The sequence below is a fragment of the Rhizobium sp. FG96 genome (assembly GCF_057808655.1).
The window spans coordinates 456,253-475,979 of record NZ_JBMDIL010000003.1 but is presented as its reverse complement, the minus strand read 5'-3'; the positions used below and the strand labels follow the sequence as shown (position 1 = coordinate 475,979).

Here is a 19,727-nt window from a genome sequence, read left to right as displayed (position 1 = left end):
CATCTATTGAGTCGCGTTGGTCCGTTGCTGCCCTGGCGCGATCGCCTGCAGCAGATCGCCGGCGCTGAATTCGCCTATCAGCCTGCTGGCCGCTTGATGCCCGTCCTCGCGGAACAGGATCATCGTTGGTGGGCCGACGACATCGAGACGGTTCATCAGGTCGCGCTGTTCCGGCGTAATACTAGAGAGATCAACCTTGATCGTTTGAAGCGGTTCGAGGGCCGCGGCGACATCCGCTCTCGACAGGATATCGCGATCGATCGAGCGACAGCTGACGCACCAGTCGGCAGTGAAATAGACGATGCTCGATTTTCCGGATGTTTTGCCAGTGTCGAGCTGCCGGTCAAGCTCGTCGCTCGAGGCAACCGGGACCATGGATTTCTTCAGATCGATCCGGGCAGCGGCCGGCCTTGCCGCTACGAAGACATCAAGCGGCCGCAGGGGATTGGTCGACCCGGCGGCAAAACCGGCAATCAATGCGAGCGAATAGCCCGCAGAGAGCAGCCCGAGCGCTCGCGCGCCGACCCTCAGCGGTGACTTGTTACCACCTGTTGTATCCATTGCGCCCGAGAACACTGCTACACTCATCGCCCACACTGCCCAGAGACCGAGTGGCGCGCCTTCCTGAAGCACTGGTTCCGCCATCCAGATTGCAAAGGCGAAGAATACGAAGCCGAAGACGTGCTTTACCGCTTCCATCCAGGCGCCGGCGCGCGGCAGCGCCTTTGCACCAACTGTTCCGAAGACCACAAGCGGTATGCCCTTGCCCAGGCCAAGCGCAAAGAGCAGGACCGCACCGAGCAGAATATCGCCGGTGCGTGCGACGTAGAGGAGCGCGCCGGCGAGCGGAGCGGTGACGCAAGGGCCGATGATGAAAGCGGACGAGAAGCCAAGCAGTGCGGCGGATATCGCTGAACCGCCGCGGACGCTGCGATTGCTGCTGAACTTGGTAACCAGGGTCGAAGGCAGCTGCAGTTCGTAGAGGCCGAACATCGATAATGCCAGAAGAGCAAAAACCACGGCGATGGCGATCGTTGTCCAGCGCGATTGCAACGCAATCTGTACATTCTGCCCGGTCCATCCGGCAACAGCGCCGAACAGACCAAAGGCTGCCGCAAGCGCGATCGCGTAGCTCAGTGAGAGGATGAAGCCTCGCCTTGCCGTCAGCCTCTCGCCCTCGCGTGCAAGGGCTGCGGCGAGGATCGGATAAAGGGGGAAGACGCATGGCGTGAACGCTAACAGCACGCCAAAGCCGACGAAGGCTGCCAAGGAGAGGGCAACGCCTCCCCGCGACAGAAAGGTATCGACCATGTTGGCCGGTGCGGCCTCCACTGCAGTCAATTGAGAAGGCAACTTCTCTGGCGCGCTGGCCGCTTTCGCCCAAGGCGATTGACCCGTCGCGGAATTCGGAAAGGCCGAGGGTTTGGAAAGCTGCAGGCTGACGGGATCGAGTGTACGCGTCACCGGCGGATAGCAGAGACCATGCTCCTGGCAGCCGCGATAGCTGATCGTTACGGGTACGTCGCGCTGTGCGATCTCGGCATCTGCATGGTCGAAGTAGACTTCCGACGTGCCAAAATTATCGTCGTTCTTCTCGACACCGGGATCGGTTGTCATCTCAACGGCACTGCCGTCGCCGGCTGTCGCCGACAGGTGGGCGCGGTAGAGATAGTAGCCGGGCGGCATCTGCCAGTGCAAATGGATGCCTCCGGAGGCGGCGCGATCGGCGGAGAGCTGGAAAGCCCCATCGGCTGACAATGGCGCGTCGGCGCCGATAGAGATCGCCGGAGCCAGAGCGGCAAACCAGAGTGCCAGCAATCCGATGATCAGGGGGTGTATGCCAGAGCCTTGCGAACCACCCATTCTGGGCAGGCGGCATCCAACGAGGCGTGCTGAAACGGAACGTATCTTGGAAAGCATGAAACGGCCGGTTTTGAGGTCGTTGTCTTCGAGGACGGCAGAAATGCCGTCCATTATCGCCATCGGAAAGCTGCCGGGGGCGGCAGCCGTCTTGCCAGACAGGTTATGCGGCAGCCGAAATCCAGCTCGACAGGGCTGCCTTCGGTGCAGTTCCCACTTTCAGACTGGCAACCTTGCCGTCCTTGAAGATGGCCAATGTCGGAATGGAGCGCACGCCGAACTGCGCGGCAAGCTCCGGATTCTCATCGACATTCAGCTTCGCAACCTTGACCTTGCCGGCCATGTCGCCAGCAATTTCCTCAAGGCTCGGACCGATCATCTTGCAGGGGCCGCACCATGCCGCCCAGAAATCCACGACGACGGGCGTCTCTGACTCGATCACTTCGACCTGGAAATTGGATACATCGACTTTTACGGTATTGGTCATCTCATGCACTCCTACGCTGGAGATGTTTGTGATGACTGGAAAATACGTCCACCCGGCAAAAAACTGGATATCTCCGTGGCTCAATCCGATGACATGCCGGATCAATGTTTAGCGCAATTTCCTCGGTTACAACGATGCCGCGGAGCCCTCCTGGTGGGCTCGCCGCATTGCGCCAGGGCGGCTCGCATAGCGGCGGTACATCGCTCTGCTCAGCGCCGCTTCTGACTGGTAGCCGGCGGCGGCGGCGATCTCCGCAAGGCTATCGCCCGTATGCATGATCCGATTGCGGGCCAGGCCCAAGCGGAGCTCGATCAGAAACATCTGCGGAGGCATGCCGCTCAATTTTCGAAATGCGCGCACGAGCGTCGCCCGCGATACGGCGGCAAGGGAGGCAAGCTCATCCAGCGTCCAGGCTTTCGCCGGGTCAGCGACCATGGCTGCCGCGGCGCGGCCTGTCTCCCGCGCAGAAAGCAGAGCCAACATCCCCGTTGCCGGCGGTTCTGCTTCCAAATGCTGACGCAAGAGCATGACGAACAGCGCACTCGACAGATCGGACGCTACGCTCGCGGCGCCGGGCCGTCCCGCTTCCAGCTCGTCGCGGATCATCGCAACCAGCTCGGCATACCTCCTCACGCCGCCGAGTTTCAGCAGGATGACATAGGGGAGCGTGCGCAGCAGCAGGTTCTCGCTGGCACTTTCGAGATGCAGGCGCCCGCAGACCAGTTCGGCGTCTATTGCAACGCCTTCACTCTGCTTGATCCGGATATGCTCCTTCTGCGTCGCAATCATGTTGCGGGAACCTTCGCGGCCCTGCCCGCCATAGACGACGTGGCCGTCGCCGTGTGGCAGCAGAAGGACATCACCTGCTTCCAGGCTTATCGGTTTCAATCCCGGTCTTTCGATCAGGCACTCGCCCTTGGTAACGATATGAAATGCAGCCCAGCCGGAGCCTGCATGCGGATGGGAAACGCTCCACGATCCTCCAAAGCGGCAGAAATCCTGCAATTCGGGGCGCACCCTCAGCACTGGAGCGATGCGATCGAGTGCCTCATGGCTTGCCGACATTATTCTTCCTCGTTTCGACTGCTTCCACAGCGAGATAGCTATGGCATAAATGATATTAACGATAGCATTTGCGACGGTATCGATTTGCAGATCCGCTGACTAGGTTTGGTTTGTCGCATCACCAATTTGTCAACGGGATGCGCCGGCCCTCCCGCTGTCTGGCAAGAGGGCCGGCGCCTTGCATCTTCCGGGTTTCCTAATCCGCCTTGGCGTAGGTAAAGCCGGCACGCTGGAGTTCGACGAGGTAGGCAACGACGCTCGGGACGAGGATCGTGCCGGGAACGAGATTGTTCGTCAGGTCGGCGGCGATCTCATCGGCGTTCTTGCCCAAGCCAGCTTTCTTGCTGGCGATACCGCGGGCGATCGCGTGAACCGAGTCGTGACATGCGACGAAGACCGCGCCTCTTCGCTGAAGCGAAGAGATATTGTTGTTGGCGGGGCCGTAGAAGCCGTTGATATCCTGATGGTTGTCGGCCGGCGATGTTCCCGGCTTCTGGGCTATCAGCTTGTTCTGATCGAGCTGGCCGCTGGTATTCTCGGCCAAGGCGTATTTTTCCCACATATCCTGATTGAAGAGGGCCAGGTGCGCCATCCCATGAACGGCGCCGACCGCCAGATAATCCGGATTGCCATGGGCAAATACCTGCCCATTCATTGCTTCGCGCATCAGGTTCAGCCAGGGTGCGCCTAGTTCGGTGATTTCCCAGACCTGAAGTGAGCGGCCGGAAAACGCCAGCAGCGCATCCGACGCTTGCTTGTCCCAAAGCTCCGGCCTATCGACCAGAAAGGGAACGGTGCTGAAATTTCGCCTGCGCGGGGCGGCCGCCAGTTCATTCTGCAGCGCTGCGAGCAAGGACGAATTGCCTGCCGCGCCCGCGCTGTCTGCGGCATATGCCGGGGTGGAAGCGGCGGTGGATGCCGCTCCCATTATTGCGAGTGTTGCCGGCGCTGCGAGCATCAGCTTCAGTGCAGAGCGGCGATTGGTTGATCCAGTCGTTTCAAAAAGCATCGGACCTGTCCCATTAGTAGCTGTAGACGTTGGCTGAGCGGCCGACGAGGCCCTCGACGAATGCCGTCATTGCATCGACGGTCGCCGTGTCCTTGATCGCGTATCGCTTCTTCAGTGCTTCCGGATTCTGATACCCGATCCACGTACGGCCCACCTCGTCCTCCCAGACGAGTACGCGAAGCGGCAAATCGAGAGCGATGGCCTGATCCGCCTGCATCAGCTTCGTGCCTACCTTGGGGTTGCCGAATGTAATGACGGTTGTCGGGCGCAATTGCTCGCCGACACCGGCTGCGTTGGCGGCATGATCGACAGTCGCGAAAACGGGAACCTTTGCCTTGTCGAGATTGGCCTTGATGCGCTCGACGGTTTCCTGTGCGCTGAATTTGCTTTCCTGCGCGATGATCTCATGCTGATCCACTGCCGCGCCGAGGCCGGTCTTATAGGCATCAGCAATCTGCCGTGCGAGTACGGTCAGATCGACGCCCTCCCTGTTGGTAAGCAGGGTAACGCAGACAAGTTCGTCAGCAGAGGTGAAACGGCTGAGATAGGAGCTGAAGCCCGGGGAATTGCCCTTCACTTCCATGAAGCCCGGGTGATGCGTGAATTCCCAGCCCGCCATGGCGGGAACTATGGTGCCGTTGTCGAGTGTCGTCGGCGCGTAAATGAGATCGCGATCCGTGGCATCCTTGATCAGGACCGATCCGGCAAGCGCAATGTCCCACTGGCTGATATCCTCGGCCGAGGACCAGATATCGCCGAAGCCGTAGAGGTTATCCGAGGCGCTGGCAGCCGTGGGTGTCATCTGCCCCTTCGTGCCGATATATCCCGTGGCCGGTTCAGGGGGATTGATGAATTCCGCATCGGACTTGAATTTGGAGTGTTGGTTGTCGTTGGGATGCTGCGCCGGCCGGTCCAGCTTTGCCTTCTTCCTCAAATCAGCGGCAAACATCGTGCTGCCGAGGCCTACCTTCTCGATCTGGTTCTTCCAGATGAAGTCGTGATAGCTCGTTCCTGTGGCACGCTCGATGACAAGGGCCAGCAAGGTGAAGTCGGTGGCACTGATGCGAACCTGCGTGCCGCTTTCGAAAAGAAGCGGTTGGGTGCGGACAAGATCGATCAGTTCTGTCGGAGTATAGGATTTGGCAGTATCCAGCTTGTCCCGGTAGTCGGGAATACCGGAGCTGTGCTGCATCAACTGCTTGATGGTGACCTTGCTCCAGGCTTCCGGGAGGCCGTCGACATACTTGCCGGCAGTATCGCCGAGGCTGAGTTTCCCCTCTTCCTTCAGCTGCATGATCGCGACTGCGGTAAAGCCTTGCGTGATCGGTCCGACGTTCCAGACCGTACGTGTCGAGGCAAGCTCGTCATTTGCAAGGCTGGTGCGGCCATAGCCGGCCGAGCGCGGGATATAGGGCGCCTGGACAATCGCCATCGAAATGCCAGGCAGTCCGTGTTTGGCAGCGAAATCGGCGATCATCTGATCGATATACTCACTATGGCTCTGCAAGTTGGCGTCTCCTCGTACAATCGGCAAATGCGGGGTCGGTGCGGCCTGGGCGAAGGCAGGTACCGAAAAGCTCACTGAAGCGGCGAGTGCCGCATGCAAGATCTTCCGTGAAAGTGTCATTTTCTCATCCTTTGGAGCGCAAGCGAAAGCCGTTGGCTGCATCAATCCGATGCCCACTTGCTTGATGTCTCGATTTCTGGATTGCTCGAAGAGAGTGCCGGCGACCAGAATCCCGGAGTGTGGCTTCCGGGTTCCCGAGTATCGCCTGTGAATATCCGCGTTATTCAGAGGGGATATACTTCTGCTATTGGCATCTCGTGCAGAGCGTGGTTGAAGGATCAGTAATTCATTCTTTCTATCAACTCCTTTGCTTCTCGATGATTTAAAGCTAGGAGGAATATCCTTCTCTGTTGATGGCCCTTATGCTCACTCTCTTGTCCCAGAGGATCAGTTTGTGCGGCGCCCGGCCTTTGCCCCGAGATGTCCACGCACGCTCCAGTCGCCCGTCAGTTGCGCTCGATCGCAGAACGAGGCCTTCGCTAAGCTTTTGCAGAAATTGACGAATCACCTATAGTTGCGTCATCCAAGTGCGTGGATTCATCGCCAGCCGTTGGTAATGCGTGGGCCGGTTGCAATTTTGATCTCCAGTTGATGGAGCTCCCGGAATGCATTCAGGTCGCCGGCCGCTGGCCCTCAGCCTCCTCGCTGCGATTGCCCTTACCCAAGCCTCCTGCGCCCAGAAGCCGCCGGCAACGGACCCGCGTACGACCGGGTCGATCTCGAGTGGCAACAGCGCGGTGTCATCGCCGCCGCCAGCCACGACCGGCCGTCCGCTGGAGCCGGTGACCGATGTGGAATCGGCTGTTCGGCGCGCAATCAACTGGCATCCGGCAATTCGCGAGGCTGCGGGCAAGATCAAGGAACAGGGCGAGCTGATCGCCGATGCCAAGTCCGGCTATCTGCCTTCGGTCGGCGGCGGCGTGAATCTCGGAGCCGAGAACAACGATCGTGGAGACTGGGCGCCGCGCTTCAATCTGACGGCGACGCAGATGATCTACGATTTCGGCAAGGTCTCCGGGCGCGTCGAGGCGGAATCGGCGCTTGAGGATGCGCGCAAGGCCGAGTTCCTGGCGAGCGTCGACGATGTTATCCGGGAGACGGCGCTGGCATCCGTCGAGGTGCTGCGGGCCGAAAAGCTCGCTGTCGTCGCCAACGATCAGATCGGCGACGTCCAGGCGATCGGGAAGCTTGTGGCCGCACGCACCGATCAGGGCGCAAGCACGCGCTCCGACAAGCTGCAGGCCGAGGCCCGGGTGCAATCGGCTGAATCGCGGGCGATCGAGATCGGCGCGCAGAAGCAGCGTTGGGCCAGCGACCTGAATGCACTGGTGGGCGCCACCTCGCCCGTGCAGCTCGGCGCATCGATGCCCTCGAAGCTGCAGACGGCCTGCGCCGGGGCGGCGCCGATCTTCGAGATCGTTCCGGCCGTCGTCGCCGCCAAATCCCGCAAGCGCGAGGCGGATGCCCGCGTCAAGCTCGCCCGTGCCGAGATGCTGCCAACGCTGGCGCTCGAGGCATCCGGCGAATTCAACATGTGGGACAGCAACGAGGATCCCGATTATGTCGTCGGCCTGAAGATCAAGGGCGACCTCTATAACGGCGGCTCGTTCCAGGCCCGCCAGAACGCCGCGAAATATGCGGCGCAGTCATCGGAAGCGGCAGTCGCCGCCGCGCTCTTCGACGTGCAGAAGAGCTGGAATGAATCGAGCGCCCAGGTCATCAGCCTCGAGGCGCTGCAGAAATCGCTGGCGTCGCGCCAGCCGATGATGCGCGAAACACGCGATCTCTATCAGAAGCAGTTTCTCGATCTCGGCACCCGTACCCTACTCGATGTGTTGAATGCCGATCAGGAGCTTCACTCGGCGCGCTTCGATGAAATAAACACGCGTTTCGACCTCTATAAGTTGAATGTAGAATGTGCTTATGCATCAGGCCGACTAAGAGAGGTCTTTGGGCTCACGCCACCGGGAGTGAGTGATGAAAGCGCTAACATTAAGAAAGTCGCTTCCGCCAAGCCGATCTGAGCTGACGTATTGAAATTCCCTGCGAATTTTTTTGAAACAATCCGGCTCCGGACGGCCGATCGCCTTGATATCAAGGGCGAAAGTGGCTCAAAGCGGGTCTTTGCGGCAAGACAGTCGCCGCAGACACGGCTGCAGATTGTACCATTTCGATACGGAATGCTCTCAAACTGAGCAGCAACTTTCACCGATCCTAAATTTTAAGTGAAATCCGGCACCGACTGGCGGTTGAAGCTTCCGCTGGTTGTGGCAGTTTTTGACCATACGTGGACATCAAAGCGGCGATGGAGCAGCAGGTGTCCGTCGCTGTGGGAGGCGGCTGCAAAACGCTCAAGGGCAACATGTTTGAACGCCATCATCCGCCAAGGCGGTGGTGGACCGGAGCCGCATGACGCGGCGCCAAGCTGTTGAGGAGCCTATCGATGGTCGCAATCGTTTCGGACAAGGTGAGCGGTAAGACAGAAACCGTGGCGGAGGACAAGATCGTCCTCGAAAGGCCGAGCACAGTAAAGCTTGCCCTGTCGCCCAGTGACATCGCCTCCACCGAGCGCGTCGGCGACGACCTCATCATCCATCTGCAGAACGGCCAGGAAGTCGACGTCCAGGGCTTCTATCACAGCCAGGGTGGCGAGCAGAGCGAACTCGTTCTCGAGGATTCCTCCGGAAACGTCTGGATGGGCGACTATGCCGATGCAGCCGGCGATATCACCTTCACGCCCGCAGGCGCAGTCGACCAGCTCGTCGGCGCCGGGGCGGCGGCTGGTGGTGCCGGCGCGGGATCCCTCCTCGGCATCGCGCTGCCTCTTGCTCTTGCCGCGGGCGGTGTCGCGCTCGCCGCCGGCGGGGGTGGTGGCGGCAGCTCGGATGACGACACCGATTCCGACGCGGATTCTGATGCAGATGCAGATGCAGATGCAGATGCGGATGCCGACGCGGATGCTGACGCAGACGCAGACGCCGATGCCGATGCGGACGCGGACGCGGATGCGGATTCCGACTCCGATGCGGATACCGATCCGCCTTCAGCCGCAACCAATCTGACGGTCAACGCATCCGGATTGCTGCTGAGCGGGCTGGGTGAAGCCGGTGCCACCGTCACGGTGAAGGATGCGAATGGCGATGTGGTCGGGACGGGCACAGTCGGCCCGAACGGCGCCTTCTCCATCGCTCTCGATCCGGCGCAGACAGATGGCAGCGCACTCTCCGTTACCCTGGAGGATGCGGCGCATAACGTCTCTGTGGCGGCAAACGTCACGACGCCCGATCTAGCGGCGCCGGAAGCCGCGACCGAGCTTGCCGTCAGCAATGGCGGCGCAACGCTCACCGGCCGCGGCGAAGCCGGCGCTACCGTCACGGTCACCGATGCGAATGGCGTCACGATCGGCACGGCAACGGTCGGAAACAATGGGACATTCACGGTATCGCTGGCGCCGCCGCAGGCAAATGGTGGCGAGATCGACGTCGTGCTGAAGGATGCGGCCGGCAATTCCTCCACACCGCAGGGCCTGACGATCACCGACACCGAGGCGCCGGGTACGCCGACCAGTCTGCTCGTCAACGATGCCGGAACGGTCGTGACCGGCCACGGCGAGGCTGGGACGACCGTCACGGTCACCAACGCCGCCGGCACGGTGCTCGGCACCAATACCGTCAATCCCGACGGCACCTTCAGCGTGACCATCGACCCGGCGCAAAGCGACGGCGTGCCCCTGAGCGTCGTGCTGAAGGATGCCGCGGGCAACACCTCCGATCCGGGCTCGGTCCTCGCGCCGGATGCCGATGCCCCGGCAGCTCCGACCGGTCTCGTCATCAACCCGCAAGGGACGGGTTTGACCGGCGAAGGCACTGGAGGCGCTCAGGTCAAGGTGACCAATGCCGCCGGTGATACGGTCGGTACCGGTACCGTTCTTGGAGACGGCACTTTCTCGGTGACGCTCAATCCCGCGCAGACGAATGGCGGGGAGCTGCATGTCGTGCTGACGGATGCCAATGGCACGTCGCAGCCCGGCATCGTACTCTCGCCCGATCTGATCGCGCCCGATGCTCCGACCAATCTGCATGTCGATGACACCGGCGTCTCCCTGACCGGCCGTGGCGAGCCCGGCGCGACTGTCGGCGTCAAGAATGCTGCCGGTGATGTCGTCGGCACCGGCACTGTGGCGCCGGATGGGTCCTTCAACATAGCGCTGGCACCCGCCCAGGCGGATGGCGGCAATCTGCAGGTCACTCTCTCGGATGCTGCCGGCCATACGTCGGCAGCCGCCTCGACGCCGACGCAGGATCACCTCGCCCCCGATGCGCCGATCGATCTCGTCGTCAATCCCGCCGGCTCCGTGCTCACCGGCCGCGGCGAGGCCGGAACGACGGTCAAGGTCACGACCGTTGACGGTGTCCTCGTCGGCACCGCGCTCGTCGGCGCGGGCGGCACTTTCACCGTTCCGTTGAGCCCGCAGCAGGCCGACGGGCGGCCACTGGAGGTCACCCTTCAGGATACGGCCGGCAACACGTCAGAGCCTGGCACTGCCGCGACGGTGGATGCGACGCCGCCTGCAGCCGTCGCCGGTCTCGATGTCAATGATGCCGGCACGGTGCTCACCGGCCAGGGCGAACCCGGAGCAACGGCGACTGTGACCAATGCCGCGGGTACGGTGATCGGCACCGCGACGGTTGGGCCGGATGGATCCTTCACGATCGGCCTCTCCCCGGCGCAGACCGATGGCGGCGACCTGGAAGTCCGTTTGACGGATGCTCAGGGCAATCAATCCGCCGCAGCCACCGTCGCATCGCCCGATCTCCTCGCTCCTGACGCGCCGACCGATCTCGCCGTCGCGGCCGATGGCGGCAGTCTCACCGGCAAGGGGGAGCCCGGCTCGACCGTTACGGTCACCAACGCCGGTGGTGATCCCATCGGCACGGCAACAGTTGGCACCGACGGCAATTTCACCGTCGCACTAGCGCCGCCGCAGACGGATGGCGGCAATCTCAACGTCACGCTGACCGACGCCGATGGCAATGCCTCGGCGCCCGAACAGGTGCCGTCGACCGACCTGCTGGAGCCCGACGCCCCGACCAATCTCTCGCTGAATCCCACCGGCACTGTGCTCACTGGCCGCGGCGAAGCTGGGGCGACGGTGATCGTCACCAATGAAGCCGGCACTGAGGTGGCGACCGGTACGGTCGGTACCGACGGTACCTTCACAATCCCGCTCAATCCGGCGCAAGCCAATGGCGACGACCTCACCGTCAGGCTCGACGACCCCGCCGGCAACCAGTCCGAGACAGCCTCGATAACGACACCTGATCTCGCGGCTCCCGATGCTCCTCTCGACGTCGCGATCAACGGCGCCCGGACGGTGCTGACCGGCGACGGCGAGGCCGGCGCGACCATCACCGTCAAGGATGCCGACGGGGTTACCGTTGGCACCGGGCTCGTTGCGCCTGATGGCAGCTTCTCGATCAATCTCAGCCCGGCGCAAACCGCGGGCGGCACCCTGCAGATCGTGCAGGCCGACGCAGCGGGCAATGCCTCGCAAGCGACGGCCTTGCCTTTGACGGATATTCAGCCGCCGGAGCCGCCGACCAGTCTGCTGGTCAGCGCCAATGGCCTGCAGCTCACCGGTGTTGGCGAAGTTGGTGCCACGGTCACCGTGACCAATGGTTCCGGCACCGTGCTTGGCACTGCACTCGTCGGTGCCAACGGCGCCTTCAGCGTCGCGCTCTCGCAGGCGCAGCTCGACGGGCAGACGCTCAGTGTCACGCAGGAGGATGCCGCAGGGAATGACTCCACGGCGGCTACGGTGCTTGCGCCCGATCCTGATGCCCCGCCCGCACCGGACAATCTGATCGTCAATGCCGAGGGAACGGCCTTGACCGGCGACGGCCTCGCCGGCAGCACGGTCACGGTTTCGCGCGCCGACGGCACGGTCATCGCCATGGGCACGGTCGGCGGCAATGGCACCTTCACTATCCCGCTTGATCCGGCACAGGTCGATGGCAGCGACCTCAAGGTGGTGCTGACCGGAGCCGGCGGAACATCGCAGCCTGGTTTCGCCGAGACGCCCGACCTGACTCCGCCCGATGCGGCGACCAATCTCTCCGTCGACGATGGCGGGGCAACGCTGATGGGCAGAGGCGAGCCCGGCGCGCTCGTCACAGTCACCAATGCTGCCGGTATCGAAGTCGGCACCGGCACGGTCGGCGCCAACGGCGTCTTCAATGTGGCGCTCTCGCCCGCGCAGGCCGATGGCGGCAACCTTTCCGTCGTGCTTTCTGATGCGGCCGGAAACGACTCCGATCCGGCAAGCACAGCCACCACCGATACCACTGCCCCGGACGCGCCGACCGAGCTCGGCGTCAACGGGACCGGGACGTCGCTGACCGGCGAAGGCGAAGTCGGTGCAACGGTCACCGTGACCAATGCCGCCGGCACTGTCGTTGGCACAGGCGTCGTCGGCGCCAATGGCACCTTCACGATCGGCCTCTCCCCGGCGCAGATCGATGGCGGTGACCTGCAGGTGGTGCAGAAGGATATCGCTGGAAACATCTCCGATCCCGGCACCGCGGCTACCCCCGATCTCGTCGATCCGGCCGCGCCCAGCGGGCTTACGGTCAACGCTACCGGCACCCTGCTCACCGGCCAGGGTGAGGCAGGCGCGACGGCGACGGTCTATAACGCCCTCGGCGTCGCCGTCGGCACGGCGATCGTGGCCGCAGGCGGTGCCTTCAGCGTCACTCTGTTCCCGGCACAAGCCAATGGCGGCGCGCTGACGGTGGTGCTCGAAGATGCCGCACACAATATCTCCGATCCCGGATCGATCCTGACACCGGACCTGCTGCCACCGGATGCGCCCACAGGTCTTTCCGTCAATGCATCGGGCACGGAGCTGACGGGGACCGGCGAGGCTGGAACCACGGTCACCGTCGTTGATACCGATGGCAATGTCGTCGGTACCGGCGTGGTTCACGCCGACGGCACCTTTAGCATCGGCCTGTCGCCGGCGCAGGTCGATGGCGGCGCGCTGGAGATCGAGCTCAGGGATACCGCCGGCAATATCTCGCTTCCCGGCAGCATTCTCGCGCCAGGGCTCGACTTCCAGCTTACCGATGCCAGCGCCACAGCGACGCTCGATCGCACCGTGACGGATATCCCCGAAGCGAGGCCCTCGACCGCATCCGACACGCAGTTCGATCTGCTCGGGCTCAACATCGGAAATCTTGCAAGCGTCAATCTCGGCTCGGCAAATCAGCCGGTGGTGAACTTCAATCTCGGTGGGGCAAACAACCATGTCGCCCTCGATCTCGGGATATCGGGCGCGCTGCAGATCGGCCTGCTGAGCAGCTACACAGTCATCATCGAGCGCTTCCAGAATGGCGCCTGGGTGCGTCCGGGCGATCTCGGCAATCAGGTGCACAACGGCATCCTCGATCTGCTCGGTCTGGGCAGCACCCATGCCGTGATCAGCCTCGACGACATACCGGCCGGCACCTACCGCGCAACGCTGGTTCCCGACGCCGGGGTCAATATCGGCGTCGCCCTGACACGCGACATATCGGTGGTGGCAACGGATCTGACGGAACAGGTCAATGTCAGCGTCGGAGAGAAGGCGACCGGCAATTTCATCGCCAGTTCAGCGACCGGCAGCGTCGATGACCTCCAGGTCGGCTCGGTCAATTTCGACGGGCATGCGCACGCGATGGTCAATGGCAGCGTCAGCGTCACCGGTGATTTCGGCACGCTGCTGATCCATGCCGACGGCAGCTACACCTACACGCCGGATACCGGCGTCACGGCGGGCGGTACGGATCATTTCGCGGTGACGGTTTTCGACCCCGATACCGGCAATGCGCTGACCGCCGATCTGAGCATCGATGTCGATATCCATGACGCCTCGTCCGCCACGGCTGCGGCATCCAGCATCTCGACTCTTGCTTTTGCCGAGACCGATGCGGTGGACGCAAGCAGCGCGACGACGCATGCGACGGCCGAACGCACCGATAGCTCCACACATGATACCGGCGATTCAGCCAATCACGCCACCGGCGACGAGACGGCGGGACTGGTGCCGGATCAGGGTGGTCAGGAGATCGATCTCAGCGGCCTCTCGGCCATCTCGCACGATGCCCCGGCAACGGACACGGGATCGGCGGCCCCGGTAGCTGCGGAGACGCATGAGGTCGCGGCCCCCGTCGAGACCGCGGCGACTGTCACGATCGATCCGTTCGAGCCGATCAAGCCGGATGACGATCTGACCACGCATAAGCTTCCTGTCGTGTGACGGTTAGGAGATTGCCGATGGCTCTTGCAGACGACACTCCCGTAGCATTCGAACAGCGAAGCGGGGCCATGGCCGCAGTCGCATCGAACACAGCAGATGATCCGCGTGGCCTGCGCTGGATCGAGATCGTCGGCAGGCTCGCGCAGCACTACGGCATCACGCATTCCCGGTCTGCCAACAGCTATCTGCCTATCATGCGGGAGACGGCGGCACCGTTGCGCCGCATCGAGAAGCTCGCCCGCCGCTTCGGCCTGGATGTGAAGCCGGTTGAACCGGTGGCCAGCGGCATCACCGGCCGGCGCCTGCCGCTGCTTTTGGAATTGAAGGACGGCGCGGTTGGCCTGATCACCGAGATCAGGGATGGCGAAGCCAAGATCACCTTTGCCGAGGATAACGGCCAGTGGACATGGATCGAGACATCCTATCTGCAGGATGGCATTGCCCATCTGCTGATCGCGCGCGACGCCCGTACACGGACCGACGAACGGGTGGATGCCTATATCGCGCCCGATACTCATGGCTGGTTCCGCAAGCTGGCGCTCAATGATCTTCGCCCCTACGGCTATGTGCTGCTTGCCTCGCTGATCGCCAACGCCTTGTCGGTGACCGGCGTGATCTTCTCAATGCAGGTCTATGACCGCGTCGTCCCCGCCAATTCGATGAGCACGCTGGTCGTGCTGTTCATCGGCGTCATGCTCGCCGTGGTCTTCGATTTCATCATGCGGAAGATCAGGACGCTGATCATCGACGTGCTCGGAAAACGCGCCGATATCAAGATTTCGGACGTGGTGTTCGGCCATGCGCTACGGGTGCGCAACCAGAACCGGCCGAAGGCGACCGGAACCTTCATCGCGCAGCTGCGCGATCTCGAGCAGGTCCGTGATCTCTTCACCTCGACGACCGTCGCGGCGATCGCCGATCTCCCCTTCTTCTTCCTCTTCCTGGCGCTGATGGCGCTGATCGGCGGATGGCTTGCGGTCATCCCTGCGGTGGCGCTGCTGCTGATGATCGCTCCCGGATTGCTCGCCCAGCGCCGCCTGCGGGCATGCGCGGGGCAGGCGATGCGCGAGGCGTCGCTGCGCAATGCCATGCTGGTCGAGGCGGTACAGGGCATCGAGGATATCAAGGCCCTGCAGGCCGAAAGCGTGTTCCAGGAGAAATGGAACACCTTCAACACGGCGAGTGCCGATGCCCAGGTCCGGCTGCGCTACATCACCAGCATCCTCACGGGCTGGGGCCACAGCATCCAGACCAGCGTCTTTGCCGTTATCGTCTTCTGCGGGGCGCCGATCGTTATGAAGGGCGACATGAGCACCGGTTCTCTGGTCGCCTGCTCGATCCTCGGCTCGCGGATGATGGCGCCGATGGCGCAGCTGACCCAGGTCTTGAGCCGGTTTCAGCATGCCAAGCTCGGTCTGCAGAGCCTCAATACGATCATGAAGATGCCGGTCGATCATCCGCCGGCGGAAACGCGGCTCTCGGTCGGCTCGCTGCTCGGGCAGTACCAGCTCAGCAATACGCTCTATTATTACGGCCAGCCCGTCGGCAAGCCGGCGCTTTCGGTGGCGGAACTGAAGATCGATGCCGGCGAGACGATTGCCCTGCTCGGCAAGAATGGCGCGGGAAAATCGACCCTGCTTCAGGCCCTGTCAGGGCAGATCGAACCTGCCTCCGGCGAGGTGCTGATAGACAATCTCGCCATGGAGCAGATCGATCCCAACGATCTCCGCCGCGAAGTCGGTTTGCTGACGCAGAACTCGCGGCTGTTTCACGGCACCATACGCGAAAACATCCTGCTCGGTGCGCAGAGCGCCTCCCAACAGGCGCTGCTCGACGCCCTCCAGATGACCGGCGCCGACGACTTTATCCGCATGATGCCGAAGGGGCTCGATCACCTGATCGATGAAGGCGGGCGAGGTCTTTCCGGCGGCCAGCAGCAGGCGCTGCTCCTGTCACGGCTGCTGATCCGCAACCCATCCGTCGTTCTCCTCGACGAGCCGACGGCCTCGATGGACGAAGCGACCGAGCGGCTCTTCATCCGGCGGTTTTCCGCCTGGTGCCGCGGCAAGACGGTGGTGATCGCCACGCACCGGATGCGGGTTCTCGATCTGATCGAGCGTGTGGTGGCGCTCGATCAGGGCCGGATCGTACTCGACGCGCCGAAGGAGCAGGCGTTGCGTGCTCTCAGAGGCGAGCCGGCGCCGCAGGCGCCGGAGACGACGATCGCCCAGCGAGAGCGCCTCGAGCGTGCCTTCGAGCAACGTCCTGTTCAGGAGCGGAGCAGCCCATGAGCACCTCCTTTTCCCGCGCCATCGACGATAGCTGGCATTTCGGCGGCGAAGATGCCGTCCGCCTCTCCAAGGCAACGCGCGTCGTCAAGCTCTTCCTGCTGCTCCTCATCGTGGCGATCGGCTGGGCGAATTTCGCTGTTCTCGACGAGGTCTCGACCGGGGACGGCAAGGTTGTGCCGATCCGCCGCGAGCAGGTCATCCAGTCGCTGGAGGGCGGTATCGTCTCGACGCTGAAGGTTCAGGAGAACCAGATCGTCGAGGCCGGGCAGCTGCTGGCACAGCTCGACCCGACGCTGACCGAATCCGATGTCGGTGAATCGACGGCCAAATATCGTGCAGCGTTGGCGAGCTCGGCGCGGCTGACGGCAGAGGTCAATCAGACCCCGCTTGTCTTTCCCGACGAGCTGAAAAGCGATCCCGATCTGATCGCCACCGAAACCAAGCTCTACGATGCGCGGCTTGGAAACCTGAAACAGACGCTGAAATGGCTGGACGAGTCCCTGGCGCTCAGCCGCCAGGAACTCAGCGTCAACGAAGGCCTGAGCGAGATGGGGGCGGCAAGCAGCGTCGAGATCATCAGGCTGAAGCGCGAACAGGCGGAACTCGAGCTAAAGAAGGTCGAGGCGACGACGCAATATGTCGTCGAGGCCCGCGAGCAGCTTTCAAAGGCCAATGCCGACGTCGCCTCGCTGCGCTCGGTGATCAAGGGCCGTTCCGACAGCCTTGCGCGCCTGACGCTGCGCTCGCCGGTGCGCGGCATCGTCAAGAATATCGAGGTTTCGACAATCGGCGGCGTGGTGCCGCCAAACGGCAAGCTGATGGATATCATACCGCTCGGCGATCAGTTGATGATCGAAGCGCGCATGTCGCCGCGCGATATCGCCTTCGTGCATCCGGATCAGCGGGCGACGGTGAAGATCACCGCCTATGACTACGCGATCTATGGCGGCCTGGAGGGCAAGGTCGTGACGATCTCGCCGGATACGATCCAGGACGAGGTGGATCCCGAAATCTACTATTATCGCGTCTTCGTGAAGACCGAGAAGGATGCGCTGAGCAACGCGGCCGGCAGGCAGTTCCCGATTTCGCCGGGCATGATCGCAACCGTCGACATCCATACAGGCGAGAAGAGCGTGCTCGATTATCTGATCAAGCCCTTCAACAAGGCGCGTGAAGCCATGCGAGAGCGTTGAGGCATGATGGGGCTCATCTCCGACGCCGATCTCGCGGCGCTGCGCGAGCAGGTGCGGCGAGGCTGCCAGGAGCTCTCACACCCCTACCCCGTCTTCGTGCTGTTCATCTCCTTCTCCTCCGGCAAGCAGCGCGCGGCGGTCCGGATGGTGCGTGGCGCAACGTTCGACGCCGTTTGGCAGGCCGGGGTCGCGGCGATACGCGACCTTGGGGAGCAGCAAACGGGTGAGAACTTCTGGCTCCGCATCGATTGGCCGATGGCCGTCGAGGCAACGACTTTCGCTGAGCTTCGCCGCATGCTCGCAGGCACCAAGCGCAACTATTTCCGGCTCGGCATCAGTTTCGATGAGAATCTCGAGCATGCCCTCCTTGAGCAGGAGCTGAACGCCAATGCGATGCTCTACGGCGGCAATCATAACCCGACGGCCGAATTCAACGAGGCCAACGTCCGCGCCTATTTTCAAAGCCGCTTCCCCCGCACTCCCCTGCCAACCTTTGGGGACGATACGCGAGTGCATCTCTTCACCAGCAGGGGCGCCTTCTTCGATGGCGATACCTTGCACGATCTCTATCCGACGGGCCGCAATGCCGGCCGGCGGATCATCGATGCGCTGAGCATCCCGTTGCTCAATTCGCTGATTGCGGCCGGATCTGATTTTCTCGCCGATCAGGTCGGTGCGGACGGGTGTTTCGTCTACGGCCTGCATCCATGCTTCGACCGGAGCATCGATAGCTACAATACGCTCAGACACGCCAGCGCGACCTACGCGATGATCGAGTCCTACGAAGTCACGCGCAGCCAGTCGTTGCGCGACGCGATCGAGCGTTCATTGACCCGCATGAGGGACGACTACATCGTCCGCACGGATTTGCCGGATGGGCGCCCTGCCGCGTTTCTGGTCGAGGCGAATTCCGAGATCAAGCTGGGTGGCAATGCGCTGGCGATCCTTGCGCTCGCCAAGCTGGCTGCGGTGGAAGGCGGCGATGCTGATCACGGGCTGATGTCGTGGCTCGCAGCCGGGGTCTCTTTCATGCAGGACGCGGAGAGCGGCGCATTCCGTCACGTTCTCCATTTCCCATCACTCGCCACCAAGGATGCGTTCCGGACGATCTATTACGAGGGCGAGGCTGCCTTCGCGTTGATGCGCCTTTATGATCTCACCGGAGACAAGGCGTTGTTGGCAGCGGTCCAGCGGGCCTTCTCGCATTTTATCGCAGCCGGCAATGAGAGGCATCACGATCACTGGCTGGCTTATGCCGCTAACGAACTCACCCGCCATTGCCCGCGGGAGGACTATTACCGCTTCGCGATTGCCAATGTCGCCGGTCACTTGGATTTCGTCGCCAAACGGATCACCACGTTCCCCACCCTGCTGGAGCTTATGATGGCGTCTCGGCAGGTGATGACCCGGCTGGAAGGTGACCGAGAACACGCGCATCTGCTTGGAGATATCGACCGGAGTCGTTTCGGCGCGGCCCTCGAACGCCGGGCCCTCTATCTGCTGAACGGTCACTTCTGGCCGGAGCTCGCCATGTTCATGAAGAACCCCGCCCGGATCTCAGGCTCATTCTTCATCCGCCATCACGCCTTCCGGGTGCGCATCGACGATGTCGAGCACTACCTGTCCGGACTGATCGCCTATCGCCGGCAGGCCTTGGAAGCCGCGGCAATCGTCGCTCTCGGCCAGCGCAGCCTCGCTGGAGACCGCGGCGCTCCAGAAAGATACCCACAGGCGCAGCCTGTCGGGTAAGTGCGTACGTCATTTATCACGCATAAATCCATTCAAAAACAGCTGCTTAACAGCCATTTTTGATGAAGTAGTTTAAAATTTTTTGGTTTAGGCCGCTCCGCTTTGTCAAAATATATTCAATGGCTTAGGCGGATATGTTGAGCTTATTCTCTAGAAATCTTCCGGCCGCCGCATCGATCTGCGGCGGCCGAGCCTTGGGAGGCTAGTCTT

Annotated in this window: 10 protein-coding genes; 5 read left to right on the top strand and 5 right to left on the bottom strand. The window is 62.3% G+C overall.

What is annotated here, in order from left to right:
• Positions 1–3: 3 nt before the first annotated feature.
• The 5 genes from dsbD to ACODR6_RS08395 form a co-directional block, all read right to left on the bottom strand.
• A complete protein-coding gene (gene dsbD, locus ACODR6_RS08415; protein ID WP_489022181.1) occupies positions 4–1,863 on the bottom strand; it encodes a protein-disulfide reductase DsbD in 1,860 nt (619 codons plus the stop codon).
• A gap of 160 nt (positions 1,864–2,023) precedes the next feature.
• Positions 2,024–2,347, bottom strand: coding sequence for a thioredoxin (gene trxA, locus ACODR6_RS08410; protein ID WP_489022179.1), 324 nt, complete (start codon positions 2,345–2,347; stop codon positions 2,024–2,026).
• Between the two features lie 126 nt (positions 2,348–2,473).
• On the bottom strand, positions 2,474–3,412 hold the full coding sequence (locus ACODR6_RS08405) for an AraC family transcriptional regulator (RefSeq protein ID WP_489022177.1): 939 nt from the start codon (positions 3,410–3,412) through the stop codon (positions 2,474–2,476).
• 196 nt (positions 3,413–3,608) lie between these two features.
• The gene (gene tetH, locus ACODR6_RS08400; protein ID WP_489022175.1) at positions 3,609–4,421 is read right to left on the bottom strand and encodes a thiosulfate dehydrogenase; all 813 of its coding nucleotides are present in this window, start codon (positions 4,419–4,421) and stop codon (positions 3,609–3,611) included.
• 13 nt (positions 4,422–4,434) lie between these two features.
• On the bottom strand, positions 4,435–6,048 hold the full coding sequence (locus ACODR6_RS08395; protein ID WP_489022173.1) for a serine hydrolase: 1,614 nt from the start codon (positions 6,046–6,048) through the stop codon (positions 4,435–4,437).
• Between the two features lie 545 nt (positions 6,049–6,593).
• Here ACODR6_RS08395 and ACODR6_RS08390 point away from each other — a divergent pair.
• From ACODR6_RS08390 to ACODR6_RS08370, 5 genes are all read left to right on the top strand, one after another.
• Positions 6,594–8,012, top strand: a complete 1,419-nt coding sequence (locus tag ACODR6_RS08390; RefSeq protein WP_489022171.1) for a TolC family outer membrane protein — start codon at positions 6,594–6,596, stop codon at positions 8,010–8,012.
• Positions 8,013–8,431: 419 nt separating this feature from the next.
• Positions 8,432–14,284 carry an Ig-like domain-containing protein gene (locus ACODR6_RS08385; protein WP_489022169.1) on the top strand — a complete coding sequence of 1,951 codons (5,853 nt, stop codon included), beginning with the start codon at positions 8,432–8,434 and terminating at the stop codon, positions 14,282–14,284.
• Positions 14,285–14,301: 17 nt separating this feature from the next.
• Positions 14,302–16,575, top strand: coding sequence for a type I secretion system permease/ATPase (locus ACODR6_RS08380; protein ID WP_489022167.1), 2,274 nt, complete (start codon positions 14,302–14,304; stop codon positions 16,573–16,575).
• On the top strand, positions 16,572–17,768 hold the full coding sequence (locus ACODR6_RS08375; protein ID WP_489022165.1) for an HlyD family type I secretion periplasmic adaptor subunit: 1,197 nt from the start codon (positions 16,572–16,574) through the stop codon (positions 17,766–17,768). Before ACODR6_RS08380 ends, ACODR6_RS08375 begins: the two co-directional genes overlap by 4 nt.
• A 3-nt stretch (positions 17,769–17,771) precedes the next feature.
• Positions 17,772–19,517: a hypothetical protein gene (locus ACODR6_RS08370; RefSeq protein ID WP_489022163.1), complete on the top strand. Its 1,746-nt coding sequence runs from the start codon at positions 17,772–17,774 to the stop codon at positions 19,515–19,517.
• The last annotated feature ends 210 nt before the right edge of the window (positions 19,518–19,727 follow it).

Excerpts from the sequence above, each read along its gene's own strand:
- ACODR6_RS08380 (WP_489022167.1), top strand. The coding sequence starts at position 14,302 with ATGGCTCTTGCAGACGACACTCCCGTAGCATTCGAACAGCGAAGCGGG.
- ACODR6_RS08375 (WP_489022165.1), top strand. The coding sequence starts at position 16,572 with ATGAGCACCTCCTTTTCCCGCGCCATCGACGATAGCTGGCATTTCGGC.
- ACODR6_RS08395 (WP_489022173.1), bottom strand. The coding sequence starts at position 6,048 with ATGACACTTTCACGGAAGATCTTGCATGCGGCACTCGCCGCTTCAGTG.
- ACODR6_RS08370 (WP_489022163.1), top strand. The coding sequence starts at position 17,772 with ATGATGGGGCTCATCTCCGACGCCGATCTCGCGGCGCTGCGCGAGCAG.
- ACODR6_RS08405 (WP_489022177.1), bottom strand. The coding sequence starts at position 3,412 with ATGTCGGCAAGCCATGAGGCACTCGATCGCATCGCTCCAGTGCTGAGG.
- trxA (WP_489022179.1), bottom strand. The coding sequence starts at position 2,347 with ATGACCAATACCGTAAAAGTCGATGTATCCAATTTCCAGGTCGAAGTG.
- tetH (WP_489022175.1), bottom strand. The coding sequence starts at position 4,421 with ATGCTTTTTGAAACGACTGGATCAACCAATCGCCGCTCTGCACTGAAG.
- ACODR6_RS08385 (WP_489022169.1), top strand. The coding sequence starts at position 8,432 with ATGGTCGCAATCGTTTCGGACAAGGTGAGCGGTAAGACAGAAACCGTG.
- ACODR6_RS08390 (WP_489022171.1), top strand. The coding sequence starts at position 6,594 with ATGCATTCAGGTCGCCGGCCGCTGGCCCTCAGCCTCCTCGCTGCGATT.
- dsbD (WP_489022181.1), bottom strand. The coding sequence starts at position 1,863 with ATGGGTGGTTCGCAAGGCTCTGGCATACACCCCCTGATCATCGGATTG.